Here is a 19,105-nt window from a genome sequence, read left to right as displayed (position 1 = left end):
ACGCGGTGGCAGAGGTTCAGGGGGACGATGCCGGCCCGTGTTCCGCCGGCACCGTCCCTCAGGCCCTTCGCCTCGCTCGGCCCGCCCCAGCAGCACACCGAGGCGGATGCGTGGGGTGTGCGACCCGTGGCGCGGAGGGGGTCAGTCCACGTTCACCGCCTGCCACAGTTGGCTGTCGGCGTTCGTGTCCGTCGTCTGCACGAGCTGAGCGCCTGCCGCGGTCGAGGAGCCGGACACCGAGAGCAGCTTGCCGCTGTTGACATTCTTGATCTTGTAGTAGCCGTTCCCACTGGCGATCAGTGTCCAGTGCTGGCTCGCACCGTTGTTGTCGAGCTGCTGGATGATGGTCGCGCCGTCCGCGGTGGACCCGCTGGTGACGTCCAGCAGCAGACCGCTGTTCTGGTTGACGATCTCGTAGCTGCCGTCTCCCACCGCGACCCACCGCCAGTGCTGGTTCTGCGCTGCGGTGTCGTTCCACTGGATGACGTTCGCCCCGGCGGAGGTCGATCCGCCCGAGACGTCGATCGTCTTGACGCTCTTCTTGTTGAGGACCTTGTAGAACGCGTTCTTGGAGGGGAACGCGATGGAGGCGAACGCGTCCAGCGCGCAGACAGTGTTGGAAGAGGCCGCGTTCTTGGTTCCGGTGCACACGACCTTGATCGTGTGGGGTCCCGCGGCGAGATCCGTCTTCTCGAACAGCGACACCTGCTTCGTCACCGTCGAGGCATAGGCGTCGATGCCCGACTGCGCCACGGTGCCGTCGATGTAGACGTCCACCTTGCCCATGTTCGGCTGCGTCATGCCGAGGTACCGAACACCCGAGCCGGTGAACGCGTACTGGGCGTAGTTGCCCGCGCCGTTCGTGAACTTCTCCGACCCGTTCAGGTCCTTGGTGTCGTTCCAGTTCGACCACGTGCCGGAGTAGGTCACGCCGGCCGCCTTGTCGTCGACGTAGTTCCAGCGCTGCCGTACGAGCGACTTCGACGCGGGGGATGCGTTCCCCTGGGCGTCCACGACGTAGAGGCGGTAGTCGCCGGCTGTCGGCGGGACGTTGATGGTCGTCGCGGTTCCGGCTGCCTTCGTCATGGTGGGGCTGACGGCGAACGTCTTCGTACCCGAGGGAGCCAGCCAGAGAGTCCTGGTCGCGTCAGCGAGGGTGCGGACCGGGATGGACGACACGCCCTTGCCGGTGAACGTACTCGCGGGCAGGGCGTAGTCCTGCAGGCCCACATTGCTCTGAGGGACGATGTCCTTGTAGGTGTCCTCCAGACCGGAGTTCACGGCGATGGCGTACGCCTGCGACGGCCACACGCCGTCCGCATACGCGTGCACGTCCTGGATGGTGCTGTTCGGGACACTCTTGCTGGCGATCTTGTTGAGCGTGCCGTAGGTGTTGGTGATGCTCAGGTCGTGCTGCCGACCCCAGGTGCCGGAGTTGATGGTGTAGGCGACGTTCGGGTCAATGTCGAGCACGTTGTCGTGGTACTTGATGTAGGCGGAGCCTTCATCGGGGTGGAGTCCGTACTTGTGACCGGCCGGAACGCCCTGGATGTAGTTGTTGCTGATCTCGGTTCCCGGCTGGCTGCCCAGGTCGTAGATGGGAGCGGAGTCGCCGAGCACCTGCATCGTGTCGAAGATCTCGTTGTACTTGATGGTGTTGTTCTTCGCCGTGGTGGTCGGGTTCCCGGGATTGATGGAGTTCGTCGAACCGTCGAAGTTCCACCATCCCCAGCCGAGGGTGATGCCCGCCCACGGGGACTTCTCGATCCGGTTGTGCTGCACGGACAGCGAATCGGTGAAGTACGCCGACACGGGGCTGGATCCCTGGAACAACACCGCGCTGTCGTAGAGGTAGTTGTCCGTGATCGAGATGTTCTTGCAGATTCCCTCGACGTTCACCGGGTACTTCTCGTGGTTGGTCGAGGTGTAGTCCCCGATGTACACGTGCTGGGGGTGTCCCACGGTGACGGCGGATCCGGCTATGTCATTCGTGACGTTGCCGGTCAACTGCGAGTCCGACACGTCGTTGGCCAGGGTGATCCCGTCGGCACCGGTGTGCTGCACCGTGTTGCGCTGCAGGACGATCCCGTCGGCGTTCTGGATCTGGATGATCCCCGGCGGCAGGTCGACGTTGCGGTACGTGTACGCGTGGAAGTTCTTCCTCGCGTACACGGTCGAGCTGGAGTTGCCCTGCTGGCCCTGCCGGAAGACGGAGCCCGCGACATTGACCAGGTTCCAGTCGGAGTGCTCGACCGTGAGCCCGGAGAAGGTGATGTTCCGCGCGTGGTCGGCCGTGGACGTACCGGCGATCTTGATGAGCGTGGACAGTCCGTTCGGCGCGAACACCGGTGCCGTCGTCATGTCGTCGGAGCTGGACTTGTAGTAGTACAGCGTGTGGGTGCTCTTGTTGAAGTAGAACTCGCCCGGCTGGTCCAGGAACTCGTACGCGTTCATGAACGTGTGGCTGCCGTTGGGGTTGAAGTTGCCGTTCGGCGGTCCCTGGGCGATGGCCGCGCCCGGCTGCTGGAACAGGGCCACGCGATTGGCGCCGTCCGAGCTCGTGGTGATCTGGCGGACACCCACGATGGCCGTGGTCCAGGTCGTCGCCGACTTGATCTCGACGTCGTCCTGGTTGGACGCGATGGCCGGCAGGTCCGAGAGGCTGTACTTGGCCCCGTCGCACTGCGAACCCGACTCCCAGGCCCAGGAAGCCTGGCCTGCCGTGATGCTGTAACTCCCGTAGCATCCGGCCGAGTTGATCGTCTTCGAGGCCATCTGGGCGCGCTTGCCGTTGACGTAGAGCGCGCGCAGCTTGGTGTCGCGGTTGAGCGTGGCCTTCCAGATGTTCCCGCTGTGCTGTGTCCAGCCGGTCACCTGAACGCCCCCGTTCAGGACCGGCTTCTCGCCCGGGTAGGCGGAGTACACGACACGGTGGCCGTTCGTTCCGGAATCGGCCGAGGTGAAGTCGATGGTGCTGCTCACCGGGTAGTTGCCGCCGCGGAGATAGACGGCGATGTCTCCGGTCATGCTGTCGTTGACCGTGCGCACGACGTCCCGCGCGTGCTGCAGGGTCTTGAACGGCGCCGTGATCGTCCCGGAATTCCCGTCGTTACCGTTGGGGGCAACGTAGTACGTCGCCTGGGTCGCGGCCGAGGCCGGGATCGGCGTCGTGAGGGATGTCAGCAGTGCTGCGGAGCAGGCCATCGCAAGCACTGCCGGCACCTTGCGGATGATGGAGGTGACGGGTTTCATCTTCCGCCCCTCCGGGTGGGTCGAATGGTTGAGCAGGCGTTCATGCGGCGGCTCCGTGAGTTCTGTCAGTGCGACTGACGCGGATCTTCCTGTCGTGTTCTCAGCAAAGGGGTTGAGCGGCTCCTCCACGGAGGCCACTCACTGGTCGGGCCTAGTCGGTCAGGGGCGAGAGGAACTCCTCTCACGAGTGCGATCACCGTGCGCCGCTCTCGGTCCGTCTGGCGCCGCACGATCAGCCGAGCGGCGGCCGCCGCTTCCGGTGGGGACGTCGGACCGGATCAGCCCTTGAAGCCGAAGGTCGTCCCAGAGCGCCTGAGGGATGGTGCCGCCGTAAAGTTCCACGTTCCGTGTCACTTGTTCGCGGTCTCGCATGCCGAGGGTGACGTTGACGACGATGGGGTGGGTGTGGGGGAAGGCGATCGCGGCGGCGGGCAGGGTGGTGCCGTGCGCCGCGCAGACCTTCGCGATGGCCAGAGCGCGGTCGACCAGGTCCGGCGGGGCGTCCTGGTAGTCGTACTTCATGCCCTCGGCGGGCCGGTCGAGGGAGAGCAGTCCGGAGTTGAAGACGCCGACCGCGACGACGCTCTTGCCGAGTTCCTCGGCGGCGGGCAGGACGTCGTCCAGCGCCGACTGGTCCAGGAGTGTGTAGCGGCCGGCGAGCATCACGACGTCGGCGGCGGTCTCGCGCAGGAAGCGGGCGAGCATGGCCGACTGGTTCATGCCGGCGCCGATCGCGCCGATCACGCCCTGGTCGCGCAGGTCCGCCAGGGCGGGCATGGCCTCCTGCGCGGCCTGCCGCCAGTGCTCGTCGGGGTCGTGCAGGTAGACGATGTCGAGGCGGTCCAGGCCGGTGCGTTCCAGTGTGTCCTCGATGGAGCGGAGCACGCCGTCGCGGCTGAAGTCCCACTGCCGGCGCAGGTCGTCGCGTACGACGAAGCCCTCGCTGTCGATGCCGTGCGGCTGCTCGTTGGGCACCAGCAGCCTGCCCACCTTGGAGGAGATGACGTACTCGTCCCGCGGGCGGCCTCGCAGCGCGGCGCCCAGGCGGCGCTCGGAGAGGCCGAGGCCGTAGTGCGGTGCGGTGTCGAAGTAGCGGATGCCCGCTTCCCATGCCGCCTCGATCGCGGCCGACGCGTCCGCGGCCGGGGTGACGCGGTACAGGTTGCCGATCACGGACGCCCCGAAGCCGAGTTCGGTGAGGGACACGGACGTGTGCTGGATCTTCCGCTGCTGCAAGACGTGCTCCTGGGATACGGGTGAGGGGCGCCGGCCTGGAGCGCCGGTCAGCGTGTGACGTGGGCCGAGCCGCCCGCGATGAGCGCCTCGACCTCGGCGAGCGTGGCCATGGAGACATCGCCGGGGGTGGTCATGGTGAGCGCACCGTGGGCGGTGCCGTAGGCCAGGGCCCGTTCCAGGCCGGTGCCGCCGAGCAGGCCGTGGATGAGGCCGGCGGCGAAGCCGTCGCCGCCCCGGCCGAGAACACGTGGTCCCAGTCGATGCCCCCTTGCGCAGCTGGGATGCGGCGGTGTGGGCACGGTCGCTGACACCCAGTGCGCCGCGGATGCCGTAGCCGCGCTCGACGACCGTGCCCGTACCGACGGCCAGCCCACCGTGCGCGGCCATCGTCTTGAGGACCCGTTCGGCGCCCGGGGTGCGGAAGGTGACCTCGGCGCACCGGGCGCCGCCCGCACAGAGCGCGTCGGCCAGCGGCGCGGCCGTGGCAGGTTCGGGCACGGTCAGCACCGGCAGGACACGGGCCCCGGCCAGCACCGAGACCAGGCCGGTGTCCGTCATCGGCCCAGCCATCCGCCGTCGACGGGCAGGACCACACCGTGCACATACGCGGCCGCGTCCGAGGCGAGGAACACCGTGGCACCCGCCAGGTCGTCCGCGTCGCCCCACCGTCCCGCCGGGATCCGCTCCAGGATCGCCTTGCTACGGACCGGGTCGTCCTGGAGAGCCTGGGTGTTGTCGGTGGCGATATAGCCCGGGGCGATGGCGTTCACGTTCACCCCGTGCGAGGCCCACTCGTTGGCCAGCGCCTTGGCCAGACCGGCGATGCCATGCTTGGAGGCGGTATAGCCGGGCACGGTGATACCGCCCTGGAAACTGAGCAGCGACGCCGTGAAAATGACCTTCCCCTGACCGCGGGCCACCATCGCCCCGCCCACCGCCCGGGTCAACGCGAACTGCGCGTTGAGGTTGACCTGGAGCACCAACTCCCATTCCGCGTCCGTGTGTTCGGCGGCCGGAGCACGGCGGATCGTGCCCGCGTTGTTGACCAGGATGTCCACCGGCCGCTCCCGCCCGGCCAGATCCGCGCCCAACGCACGCACCGCCTCCGGATCGGCGAAGTCGGTCCGGATCGCCTCGAACGTGCGGCCCGCGGCAAGAACGTCCTTCTCCACCGCACTGCCGGACTCCTCCAGCGACGCGCTGACCCCGATGACATCCGCACCGGCCCCGGCGAGCGCGCGGGCCATCGCCCGGCCGATCCCCCGCCGGGCCCCGGTGACCACAGCGAGCCTCCCGGTGAGGTCGAAGACACTCATACCGCTGCTCCCTCGGTGGCAGTGTCAGCGGCGTCGTCGTGGCTGCCGGTGTCGGTGTCGGTGGTGCAGTCCACGAGGATCTTCATCACGTCACCACCGCCCTCCAGCGCCTCGAACGCGGCCGGCGCCTGCGTCAGCGGCACAACCTTGCTGATCAGCCGCTCGACCGCAATCGTGCCGTCCGCCACCAGGGCCACCGCCCTCTCGAAGTCGGAGCGGTCATACAACCGGGCCCCGACCAACGTGAGTTCACGCCAGAAGAAGCGGTGCAGATTCACCTCACGAGGACGCGGATGGATCGCCACCAGGCACAGCCGGCCACGCACACCCAGCACGTCGACCGCGGTCTCCACGCCGCCCGCCGCACCCGACACCTCGAAGGCGACGTCCGCCCCCGCACCGGCAGTCCACTCACCCACCAGCGCCGGCACATCATCATCAGCCGGATTCCACGCCACCAGCCCCAACTCCTCGGCCAGCACACGACGGTGCGCGCTCAGCTCCACCACCCGCACCTCGGCCCCCGCCCCCCGCGCCACCAACGCGATCAGGATGCCGACCGGCCCGCCACCGACCACCACGACCCTCTCACCACCGGCCACCTCGGCCCGGCCCACGTCATGCACCGCGACCGCCGTCGGCTCCACCAGCGCGGCCCGGTCCAGGGCAAGCGACTCCGGCAACCTGACCAGCACCGAGGCAGGCACAATCCAACGCTGCTGCATCGCACCCGGCGAATCGATCCCGATGAAGTCCAGGTTCTGACAGACGTGCTGATGCCCGGCCAGGCACGCGGGGCAACTGCCGTCCCAGCGCAACGGCATCACCGTGACCGCATCACCGGGCACCCACCCCTCCACACCGGCGCCGACACGGGTGACGCGACCGGACATCTCATGCCCCAGGACGGCCGGAGCGGACACCCGGGCATCCATGTCGCCGTGGAAGATATGCAGATCGGTGCCGCAGATACCCACATAGGCGGGCGCCAACTCCACCTCACCCGGACCGGGAGCGGAGGACTCGACGGGGGCCGTGTCCAGGGTGCGGGCGGAAACGTAACGGACGGCGAGAGTCATCGAGTCGTCAGGGTCCCTTCGGCGCGGACGCCGATCGTCAGCAGCAGATTGGCGTAGGTACGGGTGTCGGCGGTGTGTGCCGTGGGGTGCTTTGGGCGGAATGGGAGGAGATAGTCAGGTGTGCGGGGTGTGGGCGGTCATCCCCAGTTCTCCGGCCTCGCGGGGAAGGCTGTAGAAGGTGGTCGCGGTGCCCGCGAGAATCGCCGAGGTCTCGTCGGCGGAACAGCCGTCGAGTAGTTCGTCCACGGTGGCGGCCCAGCGGTTCCAGCCGCCCGCGAGGTTGGCCACCGGCCAGTCGGAGCCGAACATCAGGCGGTCGGGGCCGAAGGCTTCAAGCAGGGCGTCCCAGACGGGACGGATGTCGGCGGTGGTCCACTTCTCGTGGTCGGCCTCGGTGATCAGCCCCGACACCTTGCAGACCACGTGCGGGTGTGCGGCCAGCAGGCGCAACCGGCCTTCCCAGTCGGCCAGTTCACCGGTGGCGATCGAGGGCTTACCGGCGTGGTTGAGTACCTGGGGCAGGTCGGGGAAGCGTTCGGCCAGCCGGGTCGCCTGGTCGAGCTGGTGGCTGCGGACGAGTACGTCGTAGCAGAGCCCGCGTTCCTGGGCGGCTGTCAGCCCGCGTTCGACATCGGGGTTTTGCAGCCACCGTGGGTCCGTCTCGCCCTGGACGAGGTGGCGCAGGGAGCGCAGATACGCACCGCCCGGTCCGGCGAGCAACCCGTCGAGCACCTCGCCGATGGCTGGTGACGTCAGGTCTGCCCAGCCGACCACGGCCCCGATCAGCGGCTCCTGCTCCGCGAGGGCGAGGAGGTCCTCGGTCTCGGGCACGTCCGGGATGCACTGCACGACCACGGTGCTGTGCAGACGGCGGCCCGCGATGGGCTGGGTGGCGGTGGCACGCAGGTCACCGGGGGTGAAGGTGCGGCGGATGGATGCCGCGGTGGGGTCGTCCAGCCAGGGTTGTGGACGCTGCTCGAGGTCCCACAGGTGGTGGTGGGCGTCGACGAGGGGGGCGGTGGGGGTAAAGGTCACGGCAGGTTCCAAGTCGGTTCGGTACGGTGCGGGCCGTGTCAAACGGTGGTGTCGTCTGGCGGGTTCAGGTGCCAGATCTCGGTGAGTTCCGTCCACTGGCGGGACTCACCCCGGTCGGGCCAGGGTTCCTGGCAGGGGTCGGTGAGTTTCCACCACTCCTGGGTCTCAGGGTCGGCTTCGATGGTGGCCATGTCGGCCTCGAAGTCGTCGCCGTGGTATTCGAGGTAGCCGAACAGCACGTCACCGTGGAGGAAGATGCCGAAGTTGCGGATGTTCGCCCGGTGCATGGCCGCCTCCACCCCGGGCCAGACGGCGGAGTGCAGTTCGAGGTACCTCTCCCGGTGCTCGGGCCTGAGCCTGATGGTCTGGGCGATGCGCTTCACGCCGTGCTCTCTTCTGTGCCGGGGGCGGGCTCGTTGACGTCGGTGTCGAACGGGGTGCGGTAGCTGGGGGTGTTGGCGCGCAGGTCCAGCCGCAGGACGAGCTTGATCCGGGTGGACGCGGGCAGCCGGACGCTCAGGAAGGTGCTGCCGCAGGGCTGCTCCGTCTCGGTAACGACGGGCTCGGTGTGGCCGTAGTCGTACATGTCCCCGATCCAGGTGTCGTCCTGGCAGGTGGTGTAGCGGACGGCGGTGATGGTGTGCTCGGCGAAGGCGCCCGCCTGGACGATCACCGTGTGCTCGGTCTCGGGGGCGAGGTTGACGAGTTCGACGGTGGTGGCCTGGGGGTCGATGGAGGTGACCAGCGCGGCCACGTCCTGGGGGAGGCCGGCGCGGCGGGCGTCGGCGTCGTGGTAGCGCAGCCGGGCTTGCTGGAGGCCACCCTGGTAGAGCACCTGAGGGCCGCCCCAGGTCAGCTGGACGAGTGCCTCCGTGACGACGGGGTTCGACTGCTGCCACACGTGGATGTCGGCCTCGGGCACGTCCAGGTCGCGGTAGCGGTCGATGCGCCGCAGGCGGTGGCGGATCTGGGCCTGGGCGGTGGCGAGGATCCGCTCGGGGTAGCCGGGGTCGTCGCCGGCGAGGAAGGCGAACCACGCCTTCTCGTGTCCCGACTCCTCCTTGGCGCGGAAGGGCCGCAGGGTGCGCCAGTCGATGCCGTCGGCCTCACGCAGGTGCTCCAGCCGGGCGCGGTCGGCGTCGGAGGCCGTGTGGTGCCACAGGGCCACCGGGACCGGCGGGGTGGCCGGGTTGTAGTCGAACCAGCCCGAGTCGTTGTGCCGGAACGGCAGGTGCGGGGTGGGCGTGTGGACGTCGTCGGGGCCGAGTTCGACCGCCCACTTGGCGGGCAGGCTGGAGTCCGCCTCGGTGTGCGGCATCACCTTGGCGTGGCCGATGAGGGTGTCGAGGGAGGTCGCGACCATGGAGAGGTAGTCGTCGTCGCCGGTGACGGTGGCCGCCGCGAGTGCCGCGACGCAGGCTGCGTGGCCGACGCTGTGCCAGCCGTGCGGCCAGGACCAGCCGTAGTGACCGCCGTACCAGCGGCCCTCCAGCAGGCTGCCGACGACGCCGTCCGGGCCTGCGTTGTCCGGGACGAGACCGCCGTTGGCCTCGGTGCGCTCCCGCCACGCGCCCACGTACTCGACGATCCAGTCGCGGTAGCGGTCCTCGCCGGACACGATGAAGGCGTTGAGGACCAGACCGGCCGCGGCGAGGTTGACCGCGGTGTCGCCGACGCCCATCCGGTCGCGCATCTGGTCGCCGAGGCGCGGGTCCGCCGACAGGGGGAAGGGGCCGTGCGCGGCCTCGGGGAGCCAGTCGAGCGGGAAGCCGTACGTCTCGGCTTCCTTGAGCAGCCAGGGGTAGACGTCGCCGTCGAACAGGCCCGTGCGGTCGGGGTCGCTGCCGTTGTGCGGGCGGGTGATGACGCGGTGGGCGGGGTCGTAGTTGCCCTTGGCCGGGTCGACGTACAGCTCGGCGAAGCGCAGGGCGCGCTCACGCCAGCGCTTGGGGTCGGCCATGCACAGGAAGTAGAGCAGGAGCAGGCTCTCGCCCTGGTGGAACCAGTCGTAGCCGCGCTCGTACTCGTCGCGCAGCATGTCCAGTTCGGTGAGCTGGCGGGTCACGCCCTCCCAGTGCTTCTCACTGGCGGGGAGCAGGTCGTCGGCGCCGCCGAGGAGGTAGAGCTGGGGCCAGTTGAAGAACACCTCGTAGAAGTCGTCCACGCCGTCGCGGGTGGTCAGCGGGCCTGAGTAGTTCAGGCGTCCGTCCGGGCCGGTGAAGTCGCGGGCGAAGCGGCGCCAGGCGTGGTCGAGGAGGTCGAACAGCGCACGTTGGGCCACGGCCCAGCCGGGTGGTTCGAGAAGCGGCACCCCCGCCTGGATTTCGGGTGAGGAGGCCGGAGCGTCTGCTCCCGAAACGTGGTCGGCAGAGCTGAGGGGCATGGAAAGGGTCTCCGTTCGGGGGTGGCGGCGCCGGTGTCATTCCTTGGTGGCGCCGGCGAGCATCCCGCTCACCAGGAAGCGCTGGGCGAACAGGAAGACGACCAGCACCGGGGTGATGGCCACGAGCGTCGCCAGAGCCAGCTGCGGGCGCTGGATCGCCAGGTCACCGACCGTCGGGTTGAACGACGGCACGCTGCTGAGCAGGGTTGCGACCCCCACCTGGATGGGCATCTGGCTGCTCTCGGGGAGCATCACGTAGGGCAGGAAGTAGTTGGTCCAGTTGGCGACGAAGCTGAAGAAGCCCACGAGCGCGATGACCGGGGTCGCCAGCGGCAGCGCGATGTGCCAGAAGACGCCGACCTCCGAGCAGCCGTCCATCCGCGCCGCCGCCAGCAGGTCCTTCGGTACGGCGGTGGTGAAGTAGATGTACGTCAGGTACACGCCGAACGGGTAGAACGAGTACGGCAGGATGATCGACCACATCGTGCCGATCAGATGCACCGCGTTGATCTCCAGGAACAGCGGCACCACCAGGGTGGCGTTCGGCATGAGCATCACGACCAGCGTCGCGACCAGCAGGGTGTGCCGGCCGCGGAACTCGGTCATGGCCAGGGCGTATCCCGCGGGAATGGCGACAGCGAGCGTGATGACCAGCGAGATCACCGCGTACAGGGCCGAGTTGCCCAGCCACTGCATCACGGCGTTGTCCTGGAACGCCGTGAGCGCGTGCCAGTTGGCCTTCAGCGCGTGGAAAGAGCCGAAGGACAGCGGGTTGCCGTGGACCAGTTGCTGGTCGGTCTTGGTCGCCGCGAGGGCCAGCCACAGCACCGGCAGCACGAAGAACACGACGAACACGGCCAGTACGGATCCGGTCAGCAGCGGTGCTGTCACGCGCCGCCGGGGACGCGGACGCCGCCGCTCCGGCGCCCGGTGCTGCGTTCGGCTCATGACGCTTGGTTCCCCTTCCGCGTGCGGGTCGGCGGCGATCAGGAGGGCAGAGGACTTATTCGGCATCGAAGAACCCCGACCGTGCGACGAAGACGGCGGCGGCCGACACACTGACGACCAGGAGCTCCACCGAGACCGCGGCGGCCCCGTTGATGTTGTTCATCTGGAAGGCGAAGTCGTAGGTGAGCTGGTTGAGCGAGTAGTCGCGGCCGGCCACGCCCACACTGGCCAGGGACAGCAGCTGCGGCTCCACGAACAGCTGGGCGCCGCCCGCGAACGCCAGGATCACCATGTACACGATCCACTTGCGCAGCATCGGGATCTGCACCTGCCAGGCGGTCTGCCAGGCGCCCGCGCCATCGATGCGCGCGGCTTCCATCACGTCCGTGGGGATGTTGTTGAGCGCGCCGTACATGACGACGATCCAGCCGCCCGCGCCGGTCCAGAACGCGATGATCGTGAACAGCACGGGCAGGTTGCCGGGCGCGATCACCTCGCCGAAGGTGTGGAACCCCAGCCCGCCCAGGAGTGAACTGACCGGGCTCACCGTCGGGTCGAGCATGAACAGCCACACCAGCACGCTCGCGGCGCCGGCGAGCGCTCCGGGTATGTAGTAGAGGAAACGCAGCGTCTTGCTCGCCGGACCCGAGCCAAGGCGGTGCAGCAGCAGGGCCAGGGCCACCACGAACACCACCAGGGACAGCAGCCAGAAGGCGAGGTAGACCGCGACATGGCTCACGGCGTCCAGGAAACGGAAGTCCTGTGCCGAGGTCACGAAGTTGGAGAAGCCGGTGACCCTGCCCCCGGCGTCGGTGAAGGCGAAGTAGACCGCGTACGCGGTGGGAAGGACGCCGAAGGCGACCAGCAGGACCACGTAGGCGGCGACGAAGGCCATGCCGGCCCGGCTCTGCCGACCGGCGCCGCGACGGCGCCGGGTGGCAGAGCGGGCCGGGGAGTGGGTGAGGGTCACTGGGAGACCTTGTATCCGTTCGACTTGGCGTACTTGACGACGGAGTCCTGCCAGGCCGGCAGCATCGAGACGACGCTCTTGCCCTGCGTCAGACCGGGCTTGACGGTGGCCGCCCAGATCGCCTCCTGGCTGAACTGGCCCGAGCCCCAGCCGTTCCAGACCTGGGAGGACGCTTCCTTGAGGGCGCTGAGGTCGCCGTCGAAGTAGCCGGCCGCGTCCTGCCCCTTCAGCCACGCCTCAGCCGCCGGCGCGTACGCGGGGAAGCCCGGCGCCTTCTCACCCTGGTAGGCGTTGTCGGTGGTGACCCACTTCAGGAAGTCGGTGGCGGCCTTGACGTGCGCGGAGTGCTTGGACAGCAGCCAGGTGCCGCCGCCGACGTTGCCGGTGGACGGCGAGGTCTCGCCCTGCCACTGCGGGATGGGCGCGGCCGCGATCTGCTTGGCCGGCGTCTTGAAGGTGCCCTCGAACAACGCGCCGCCGTACCAGGCCGGACCCGGCATGAGCAGGACCTTGTCGGCCTTGTTCTTGCCGAAGTCGGTGCTGAAGACCCCGCTGGTGGACATGGACTTGTTCTTGATCAGCACGTCCATGAGCGTGGCCATCTTGGTGCAGGCCTCGCTGGAGGTGTTCACCGACACCGCCTTGGGGCCGGTGATGTGGTTGGCGCCGCACTTGCTCGCCCACAGGTAGATCTCGGGCGTGAAGGAGTCGCCGGCGTCACCCACGAGGTAGCCGGGGTGCTCCTTGGCCACCTTCTCGCCGACCTTCTGGTACTCCTCCCACGTCGTGGGCACCGAGTAGCCGAACTTCTTCAGCAGCGGCGCGTTGTACCACAGCACCGCCTGGGAGAGGTCGTTGCGCAGACAGTAGAGGGTGCCGCCCACCGTGCAGACGTCGTTGGCGCCGGCGGCGAAGTCGGTCAGGGTCGCGGTGGGGATCAGGCCCTTGTTCAGCGGCGCCGCGAAGCCCGCGTCGACCGCCCAGGACGCCTCGTTGTTCTGCGAGCTGAACACGACGTCCGGCCAGCCCTTGCCGGTGCGGTTGAACAGCTGAACCTTCGTCTGGAGATAGTTCGAGCCGTTGGCGTCACCGTCGTAGCTGACGATGTTCAGCTTCACGCCCGGGTGCTGCTTCTGGTACAGCTTCGCGGCCTCCATACGCGTCGCGTCCACCCAGACGGTCAACGCCCCGTCCTTCTGCGCCGCCTGAGCGAAACCGTCCTTGGCCGTCGTACCGGCGCCGCTGCCGCCACCACAGGCCGTCACGGTCAGCAACACCGTGGCCGCGCAACCAGCCAGCAGCGCCGCACGCTTCGTGCTGATCACTCTCTTCGAGCTGGACGCAGGCTTGTTGACGGTCATGAGTGACTCCACTGGTTCGCAGGTGCCCCGAGCAGTTCGGGGGTGCTTGGGCGGGCCGACGTGGGGCCGTCCCGGGCGAGCGTCGGACACTGAAGGCGGCTGTCTAGCCGCCGACCTGGAAGAAATTAGCCGCCTTAACAAGAGGCTCGTCAAGAGGTGTGCACGGCTTCCTTTGGTGGATTTGAGGGCAATGAAGTTGCGATCTGGCCCACTTGTAGCCAATAAGAGGCATTTGTACGCTTGGAAAACCAGAACTCGCGCTGTAGATCTTGGTGAAAATGAGTAGGACTTATAACTCATCTAAGCTACGATGACGTCGGCACCACAGCGATCAGTCGCGTGTGCCGCAGTCACCCAGGAGGGCAGCACAGATGGACCACACGCCAGCGACGGAAGCGGCCTTGCCGGCTCCGGCCCTTCCCTCTGCGCCCGTGGCGGTGAACGGATCGGAAGAGCGGCGTGACTACCGTCCCGGGTACGAAATCGTGGCGGAGCGGATCCTCGAGTTCATCGCCGAGTCCGGGCTGGTGGCGGGTGACCGGCTGCCCACGGAGATCGACCTGGCCCAGCAACTGGACACCAGCAGGGCGGTGGTGCGGGAAGCCGTGAAAATCCTTTCGGCGCTGGGTCGGGTACGGGCGCACAAGGGGCGGGGTCTGTTCGTCGCTGATGACGAAGGCATGCTCGTCACCAGCCGGTGGGGAGGGTTCTTCCGTCCCGTCGACATCGACCACGTGCTGATGCTGTTCGAGTTCCGCAGGGTTCAGGAGATGGCTGCCAGCAGTCTGGCGGCCACCCGTGCCACCCCTTCGGAACTGCGCACCATCGAGGTGGCCATGGAGCAGTGCCGGCACGGGTTCGCCCACAACCAGGTCGACGTGTTCAACCAGGCGGACGATGACTTCCACGCGGCCGTGTCCGCGGCCTCGCACAACACCTTCCTCGTCAGCGCCGTGCGTGACGCACGACGACTGCAGCGCCAGTCCAGCGCCATCGGTATCCATGACACGCTCGGCGAGAACACCGAGGCAGCCGTCGAGGAACACGAGGCGATCTACCGGGCCATCCGTGACGGCCACCCCGAGGAGGCGGCACAGGCCACCGCGGCACACCTCGACAGAACCCTGGGGGACTACCGGCGCGAGATCCAGCGCCGCCTGTTCGGCTAGCGCTGCGCGTCAGCGCGCCCTACACGTCCGGCAACTGCGGTATCGGCGGGGCGGCGTACGCATCGGCTGTGCACTCGGCCCGCGTGACCGGCTCGCAGTCGGTCAACCGGTACGGGAACCGCCCCCTCCAACGCCGAAAATACGTAACCGAGTTACGTAGATCCACGGTTGTCACGTGTGGGCGCTGCTCGGAGGCTCGTCCTCATGACTCCACTCACCCCCGCGTCGCCCGAGGTCGCCGACCTGGCCGTACGACATAGGCTGGGCGCCCTCCAGGGCGTGTTCGCGCCGAAGCGCCTGCGTCGTGTGGTGTACGCCGCCCATGTCTTCAACTGCCTCATGCTCATGCCGTTCTTCTTGGTCCCGGGGCTGCTGTACTACTGGTTCTCCATGCGCCGCTTCCCCGACTTCAGCCGGAAGCGGGCCGCCCAGCGGCTGCACCTGTTCGAGGAGGGGCTGATCGCGCAACCGCCGTCCGGCGGCGAGCTCGTCGCCCTGCGCTGGGACTCCCTGCGCCTCCAGCAGGACATCAGCCAACTGATCGTCAACGGCCGCCCCTGGCCGACCAAATACGTCTACTCGGCAAGCGCCCCCGGCCAGGGGTCGGTGCGGATCACGGAGTTCTACGAGGATCCCGACGTCTGGGGTGCCCGGATGCAGGACGCGGTGATGCGCGCACAGGGGCCGGCCGTGCTGGAGACCCTTCAGGAGGGCGGCACGGTCCCGTTCGGAGCGCTCTCGCTCTCCCGCACGGCCGTGAGCGCCCGTGGGGAAGGCAGCCTGCCCTGGTCGAAGGTCAGGGAGGTCGACGCCTCGGGTGGTCTGGTCCGCATCATGACCACCGGCCCCACCGGCGACCCCGTCCGCTGGTCCCACCACCCGGCCAAGGACATCACGAACCTGCAGCTGTTCCTGGCGGTCGCCCACAGCCTGCACGAGCAGTCCGCCTCCTGACGGCCGGGCCGACCCGTCTTCAACTGGTGGTTCTCGGCGCCGCAGGAGGCCCGAGGCCCGGTGGTGCAGGTGCCGGGTCGTGGCCGGGGTGCCTTCCGCTACGACGACGTCAAGGAGGCCGCGCCGTTGCGCAATGACCTCCGGCTACTGGTTCGGGACAGCAACCTGGACTGCGAGGTCCAGGTGCAGAGTTTCGTGCCCCTGAGGGATCAACAGGTCGCGGCGGCCTGGCCGACCATGGCCGGGACGCCGCCCGATCTGCCGTCCTGACCGGCGGCACAGCGGACGGTCCGGGCGTCGACGGCCCCGCCGGGTGGGACCGGGGCAACCGGTCAGACGACCGGCCGCTGGACCACTCGGCCGAGTGCGCGCGGCAGTGCCGCCCGGGAAGGGATCTCAAGCTTGCGGTAGATCCTCCCGAGGTGGGTTTCGACCGTCCTGGTGCTGACGAAGAGCTGTTCTGCGATCTCCTTGGTACGTTTGCCCTCTGCCGCCAGTTCCGCGATCTCCCGTTCTCGCTCGGTGAGAAGGACCATCCTCGCGCGGGCGCCCGCGTCCTGCTCCGTTGCAACCGCCGCACCGGCGGCGGCGTATGACGCGGGCAGCAGGGCCCTGACCCTTGCCGCCTCCTCACGGATACGCTCTGCGCCACAGGACCGAGCGGCCTTTCCTGCCGTGTCGAGCCACTCCAGCGCCTGCTGGGTGCCATGGGCCGCGTGGGCCGAAGGCGCCCCGGTCACCAGGGTCCAGGCGTGTTCCACCGGCTGACCCGCGCGGCGGAACGACTCCGCGGCCTCGTGAAACAGCTCTGCCGCCAGGTGGTGTTCTCCGTCGGCGGAGTGGAGCGCGGCCCAGGCTCTGCGCACGTACTGCTGTTGCAGCGGCAGCCCCAACTGCTCGGCCACGGCCTCCCCCGTCCCGGCCCAGTCGCGCGCGGCGTCGATGTCACCGCAACGCAGTGCCGCGGCGGAGGCGAGCGCCAGAAGAGAGGGCTGCCACGCCCCCGGCAGCCGCTGCAGCTGCGGGCCGCCCTCCTCGACGAGGGTGCGCAGACAGCCTGCCGGATCCCCGCCGAGGAACCGGGCGTGGGCGTGCAGGCCGACCGCCACGGCTGCCCGCCAGCCTCGCTTGCGCAGGGCGAGGGAAAGTCCTTCCCCGGCGAGTTCGAGCAGCCTGTCGGTGTCCCGCCGTGGACGTATCCACAGCAGCCCCGTCGCCCGCAGGATCATGGCGATCCCGGCGGCTTCGTCGACCCCGCTCATCCGGGCGAGCAGCTCTGCCTCCCCGGCACGGCGGCAGAGCGACTCCAGACGCCCCGTCAGCTGGTCGAGATGGCACAGGGCCACCAGCTGGTTGATCCGGATGAACCTCCGGGTGGCACCCGTGGTCGCCTGCAGTCCTCGTTCGAGATGCCGGTAGGCGTCATGGAACCGCTCCTGGAACAGCTCCGCGCAGCCGAGCATCGCCAGGACGTCGGGCATGGTGACGGCAGCGGCGTCCGGCAGGGCGTCCACGATCCGCGCGCACTTGGTGACCTCGGCGACCGCCTCGGGCAGCAGCCCGAGCTGGGTGTCGCCGAGGGCGCCGAGGGCCCGGAGGTAGGGCGCCGCCTGGCCGGCGGCTTCGGCTGCCTCCGCCGCCTCGCGGACCACGTCACGTGCCTCGCCGTAGGCGCCCCGGAACAACTGCACTCGCCCGTATGCGGTGATCAGTTCGGCCGCCGGCGCCGGCAGCGGAACCGGCAGTGGGCGGGGTACGAGGTCCAGTGCCGTCCGGACCACTGCTTCGGCCTCCTGGTGGCGGCCCAGCAACCGCTCCAGCTCTCCGCAGACGGCATAGGCGCTCAGCCGAAGGTCCACGGAGAGATCCGACTGATGCCTGAGCAGATCGTGCACCAGGGAACGGGCTTCCTGCAGGCGGCCCACGGCACTGAGGGCCCGGCAACGGTCGAGCACCAGCACGACCCGGGGGGCGCTGATCCTTTCCCCGGCGGGCAGGTGGTCCAGCGCCAGGCGCAGCCAATGGGCAGCGACGGCCGGGGACTTGGCCATCGCCTCCGCCGCGCCGTCGACCAGCGCCTGCCGGGCCTGCGCACTGCCCGCGCCCACCAGATGCTCGGCCTGCCGGGCACGTCGCAGCGCCGGCGCTCCTCGCGTGGTGAGCAGATCCAGGGCCTGCCTGTGGGCGGTGACGCGCAGGGACGGCGAGGCGTGTTCCAGGGCGACGTGGCCGAGCACCGGGTGTCGGAAGACGTAGCCGCCGCCCCAGGGCAGCGGCCGTATCAAGTCCGCTTCGACGAGTTCGGTGAACGCTCCGAGGATTCGTTCCAGGCCGAGATCGGAGACCGCAGCGACGTCGTCCGGCAGGAAGGGATCGCCGAGAACGGCGGCGACCTGGACCGAAAGCGCGGCGTCAGCGGTGAGGGAGTCCAGCTCGGTGACGACGGAGACGGCCTCCCGCAGCATGCCGTCCCGGTCCGGTCCGGCACTCAGCGGCCACACGTCCGGGTCCCACCGCGCCGCGATCAGGATCCGCAGCATCCGCGGGTTGCCGCCGGAGGCGGCGTGCAACTGCTCGGCGTATGTGCCGTCGACCACGGGTGCCGGGGAGTCTCGCCAGTCTGTGTACGCATGGTCGCGCGCCGCGTGGGAGTAGGCGTGCCGGGAGTTGGTGTCGGTGTGGGACGCCCTCTGGCCGAGCAGTGTGGATATCGCCGGGAGGTCCAAGGAGGACGGGGCCAGGCGGATGACCGAGCCGGTCTCGACTCCGTGTTCGAGTGCTTCTCTCAGGGCCGGGCCGGCCTGTCGCGGGCGGTGCGCCAGCGCCAGGACGAACGGGCCGGGCGGGGGTGTCCGCACAAGCTGCGCGATCAGTCTCGCGGACTCCTCGTCGCACAGATGGACGTTGTCGAGAACAAGCACGCCGCCGTGCCGCGCCGCCCAGCCCCCCAGTACGCTCCGCACCTCGGCACCCGCCCCGGCGCCGAGTCCCCGGGCGATCGCGGAATCCCTCGCATCCAGGGCATCCAGCACCTCTCTGATGACCTGGCCGGGTTGCGTCGTAGTGCGCGTGGCGTGGGCGCGTGCCACCAGGGCCCCTGCCCCGGCCGCCCGCTCGGCGAGCAGCGCGAGCAGGGCGGTCTTGCCGATCCCCGGCTCGCCAGTGACCTCCAGGATCGTTCCCCGCCCGTCGGTCAGATCCTGTACGACCGCGGAGAGACACTCGATCTGCGTGTGCCTGCCGACGAGAACAGCGCCGTTCTCATGCGCCGGATCCTTGGGGGGCAAGTGATCCTCTCCCTTCCCACGGATGTGCACAGGAGCCAGGACGCCCGCCGTTGTCGATTCGGATATTAGGCCATCACATTGCCCGACTTGTGACCTGCGGGCAGGCAGGAGCCGG

Annotated in this window: 15 protein-coding genes and 1 pseudogene; 3 read left to right on the top strand and 13 right to left on the bottom strand. The window is 68.9% G+C overall.

Going from position 1 to position 19,105, the window contains the following annotated elements; genetic code table 11:
• Window positions 1-141 precede the first annotated feature (141 nt).
• The 12 genes and pseudogenes from ACYUED_RS41525 to ACYUED_RS41470 all read right to left on the bottom strand — a co-directional run bounded on the left by ACYUED_RS41525 (window position 142) and on the right by ACYUED_RS41470 (window position 13,580).
• Window positions 142-3,252 (bottom strand): RICIN domain-containing protein, encoded by a 3,111-nt coding sequence (locus ACYUED_RS41525; protein WP_491289564.1) that lies wholly within the window; start codon window positions 3,250-3,252, stop codon window positions 142-144.
• 159 nt (window positions 3,253-3,411) lie between these two features.
• Window positions 3,412-4,488: an aldo/keto reductase gene (locus tag ACYUED_RS41520; RefSeq protein ID WP_491294676.1), complete on the bottom strand. Its 1,077-nt coding sequence runs from the start codon at window positions 4,486-4,488 to the stop codon at window positions 3,412-3,414.
• A 47-nt stretch (window positions 4,489-4,535) separates the two neighbouring features.
• The gene (locus ACYUED_RS41515; protein WP_491294675.1) at window positions 4,536-4,787 is read right to left on the bottom strand and encodes a PfkB family carbohydrate kinase; all 252 of its coding nucleotides are present in this window, start codon (window positions 4,785-4,787) and stop codon (window positions 4,536-4,538) included.
• A 97-nt stretch (window positions 4,788-4,884) separates the two neighbouring features.
• A pseudogene (locus ACYUED_RS41510) lies at window positions 4,885-5,046 on the bottom strand (keto-deoxy-phosphogluconate aldolase); the annotation flags it as partial.
• Window positions 5,043-5,804, bottom strand: coding sequence for an SDR family oxidoreductase (locus tag ACYUED_RS41505; protein ID WP_491289563.1), 762 nt, complete (start codon window positions 5,802-5,804; stop codon window positions 5,043-5,045). The pseudogene ACYUED_RS41510 and the gene ACYUED_RS41505, both read right to left, overlap by 4 nt.
• Window positions 5,801-6,883 carry a zinc-dependent alcohol dehydrogenase gene (locus ACYUED_RS41500; RefSeq protein ID WP_491289562.1) on the bottom strand — a complete coding sequence of 361 codons (1,083 nt, stop codon included), beginning with the start codon at window positions 6,881-6,883 and terminating at the stop codon, window positions 5,801-5,803. Before ACYUED_RS41500 ends, ACYUED_RS41505 begins: the two co-directional genes overlap by 4 nt.
• 114 nt (window positions 6,884-6,997) lie before the next feature.
• Complete coding sequence (locus ACYUED_RS41495; RefSeq protein ID WP_491289561.1) at window positions 6,998-7,918, bottom strand: amidohydrolase family protein; 921 nt, start codon at window positions 7,916-7,918, stop codon at window positions 6,998-7,000.
• 38 nt (window positions 7,919-7,956) lie between these two features.
• Entirely contained in the window at window positions 7,957-8,301 is a 345-nt protein-coding gene (locus ACYUED_RS41490; RefSeq protein ID WP_491289560.1) for an L-rhamnose mutarotase, read from the bottom strand.
• Complete coding sequence (locus ACYUED_RS41485) at window positions 8,298-10,301, bottom strand: DUF8034 domain-containing protein (protein WP_491289559.1); 2,004 nt, start codon at window positions 10,299-10,301, stop codon at window positions 8,298-8,300. Before ACYUED_RS41485 ends, ACYUED_RS41490 begins: the two co-directional genes overlap by 4 nt.
• Before the next feature lie 36 nt (window positions 10,302-10,337).
• The gene (locus ACYUED_RS41480) at window positions 10,338-11,249 is read right to left on the bottom strand and encodes a carbohydrate ABC transporter permease (protein WP_491289558.1); all 912 of its coding nucleotides are present in this window, start codon (window positions 11,247-11,249) and stop codon (window positions 10,338-10,340) included.
• A gap of 55 nt (window positions 11,250-11,304) precedes the next feature.
• The gene (locus ACYUED_RS41475; RefSeq protein WP_491289557.1) at window positions 11,305-12,219 is read right to left on the bottom strand and encodes a carbohydrate ABC transporter permease; all 915 of its coding nucleotides are present in this window, start codon (window positions 12,217-12,219) and stop codon (window positions 11,305-11,307) included.
• Window positions 12,216-13,580 (bottom strand): ABC transporter substrate-binding protein, encoded by a 1,365-nt coding sequence (locus ACYUED_RS41470; protein WP_491289556.1) that lies wholly within the window; start codon window positions 13,578-13,580, stop codon window positions 12,216-12,218. Before ACYUED_RS41470 ends, ACYUED_RS41475 begins: the two co-directional genes overlap by 4 nt.
• Before the next feature lie 371 nt (window positions 13,581-13,951).
• Between ACYUED_RS41470 and ACYUED_RS41465 the strand changes: the two genes are divergently transcribed.
• The 3 genes from ACYUED_RS41465 (at window position 13,952) to ACYUED_RS41455 (ending at window position 15,973) form a co-directional block, all read left to right on the top strand.
• Window positions 13,952-14,749 (top strand): FadR/GntR family transcriptional regulator, encoded by a 798-nt coding sequence (locus ACYUED_RS41465; protein WP_491289555.1) that lies wholly within the window; start codon window positions 13,952-13,954, stop codon window positions 14,747-14,749.
• Window positions 14,750-14,953: 204 nt separating this feature from the next.
• On the top strand, window positions 14,954-15,703 hold the full coding sequence (locus tag ACYUED_RS41460; protein WP_491289554.1) for a DUF6585 family protein: 750 nt from the start codon (window positions 14,954-14,956) through the stop codon (window positions 15,701-15,703).
• 60 nt (window positions 15,704-15,763) lie between these two features.
• Window positions 15,764-15,973: a hypothetical protein gene (locus ACYUED_RS41455; RefSeq protein WP_491289553.1), complete on the top strand. Its 210-nt coding sequence runs from the start codon at window positions 15,764-15,766 to the stop codon at window positions 15,971-15,973.
• 62 nt (window positions 15,974-16,035) lie between these two features.
• Here ACYUED_RS41455 and ACYUED_RS41450 read toward each other — a convergent pair whose 3' ends face one another.
• On the bottom strand, window positions 16,036-18,990 hold the full coding sequence (locus ACYUED_RS41450; protein ID WP_491289552.1) for a helix-turn-helix transcriptional regulator: 2,955 nt from the start codon (window positions 18,988-18,990) through the stop codon (window positions 16,036-16,038).
• Window positions 18,991-19,105 lie beyond the last annotated feature (115 nt).

The organism is Streptomyces sp. DF42, from assembly GCF_058267695.1.
Note: the sequence above shows the minus strand (reverse complement) of the source record. Positions and strands in the feature narration are given on the sequence as shown.

What these genes read in the sequence shown, in the direction of transcription:
- ACYUED_RS41525 (WP_491289564.1), bottom strand. Translation starts at nt 3,252, where the DNA reads ATGAAACCCGTCACCTCCATCATCCGCAAGGTGCCGGCAGTGCTTGCG.
- ACYUED_RS41505 (WP_491289563.1), bottom strand. Translation starts at nt 5,804, where the DNA reads ATGAGTGTCTTCGACCTCACCGGGAGGCTCGCTGTGGTCACCGGGGCC.
- ACYUED_RS41500 (WP_491289562.1), bottom strand. Translation starts at nt 6,883, where the DNA reads ATGACTCTCGCCGTCCGTTACGTTTCCGCCCGCACCCTGGACACGGCC.
- ACYUED_RS41485 (WP_491289559.1), bottom strand. Translation starts at nt 10,301, where the DNA reads ATGCCCCTCAGCTCTGCCGACCACGTTTCGGGAGCAGACGCTCCGGCC.
- ACYUED_RS41480 (WP_491289558.1), bottom strand. Translation starts at nt 11,249, where the DNA reads ATGAGCCGAACGCAGCACCGGGCGCCGGAGCGGCGGCGTCCGCGTCCC.
- ACYUED_RS41470 (WP_491289556.1), bottom strand. Translation starts at nt 13,580, where the DNA reads ATGACCGTCAACAAGCCTGCGTCCAGCTCGAAGAGAGTGATCAGCACG.
- ACYUED_RS41465 (WP_491289555.1), top strand. Translation starts at nt 13,952, where the DNA reads ATGGACCACACGCCAGCGACGGAAGCGGCCTTGCCGGCTCCGGCCCTT.
- ACYUED_RS41460 (WP_491289554.1), top strand. Translation starts at nt 14,954, where the DNA reads ATGACTCCACTCACCCCCGCGTCGCCCGAGGTCGCCGACCTGGCCGTA.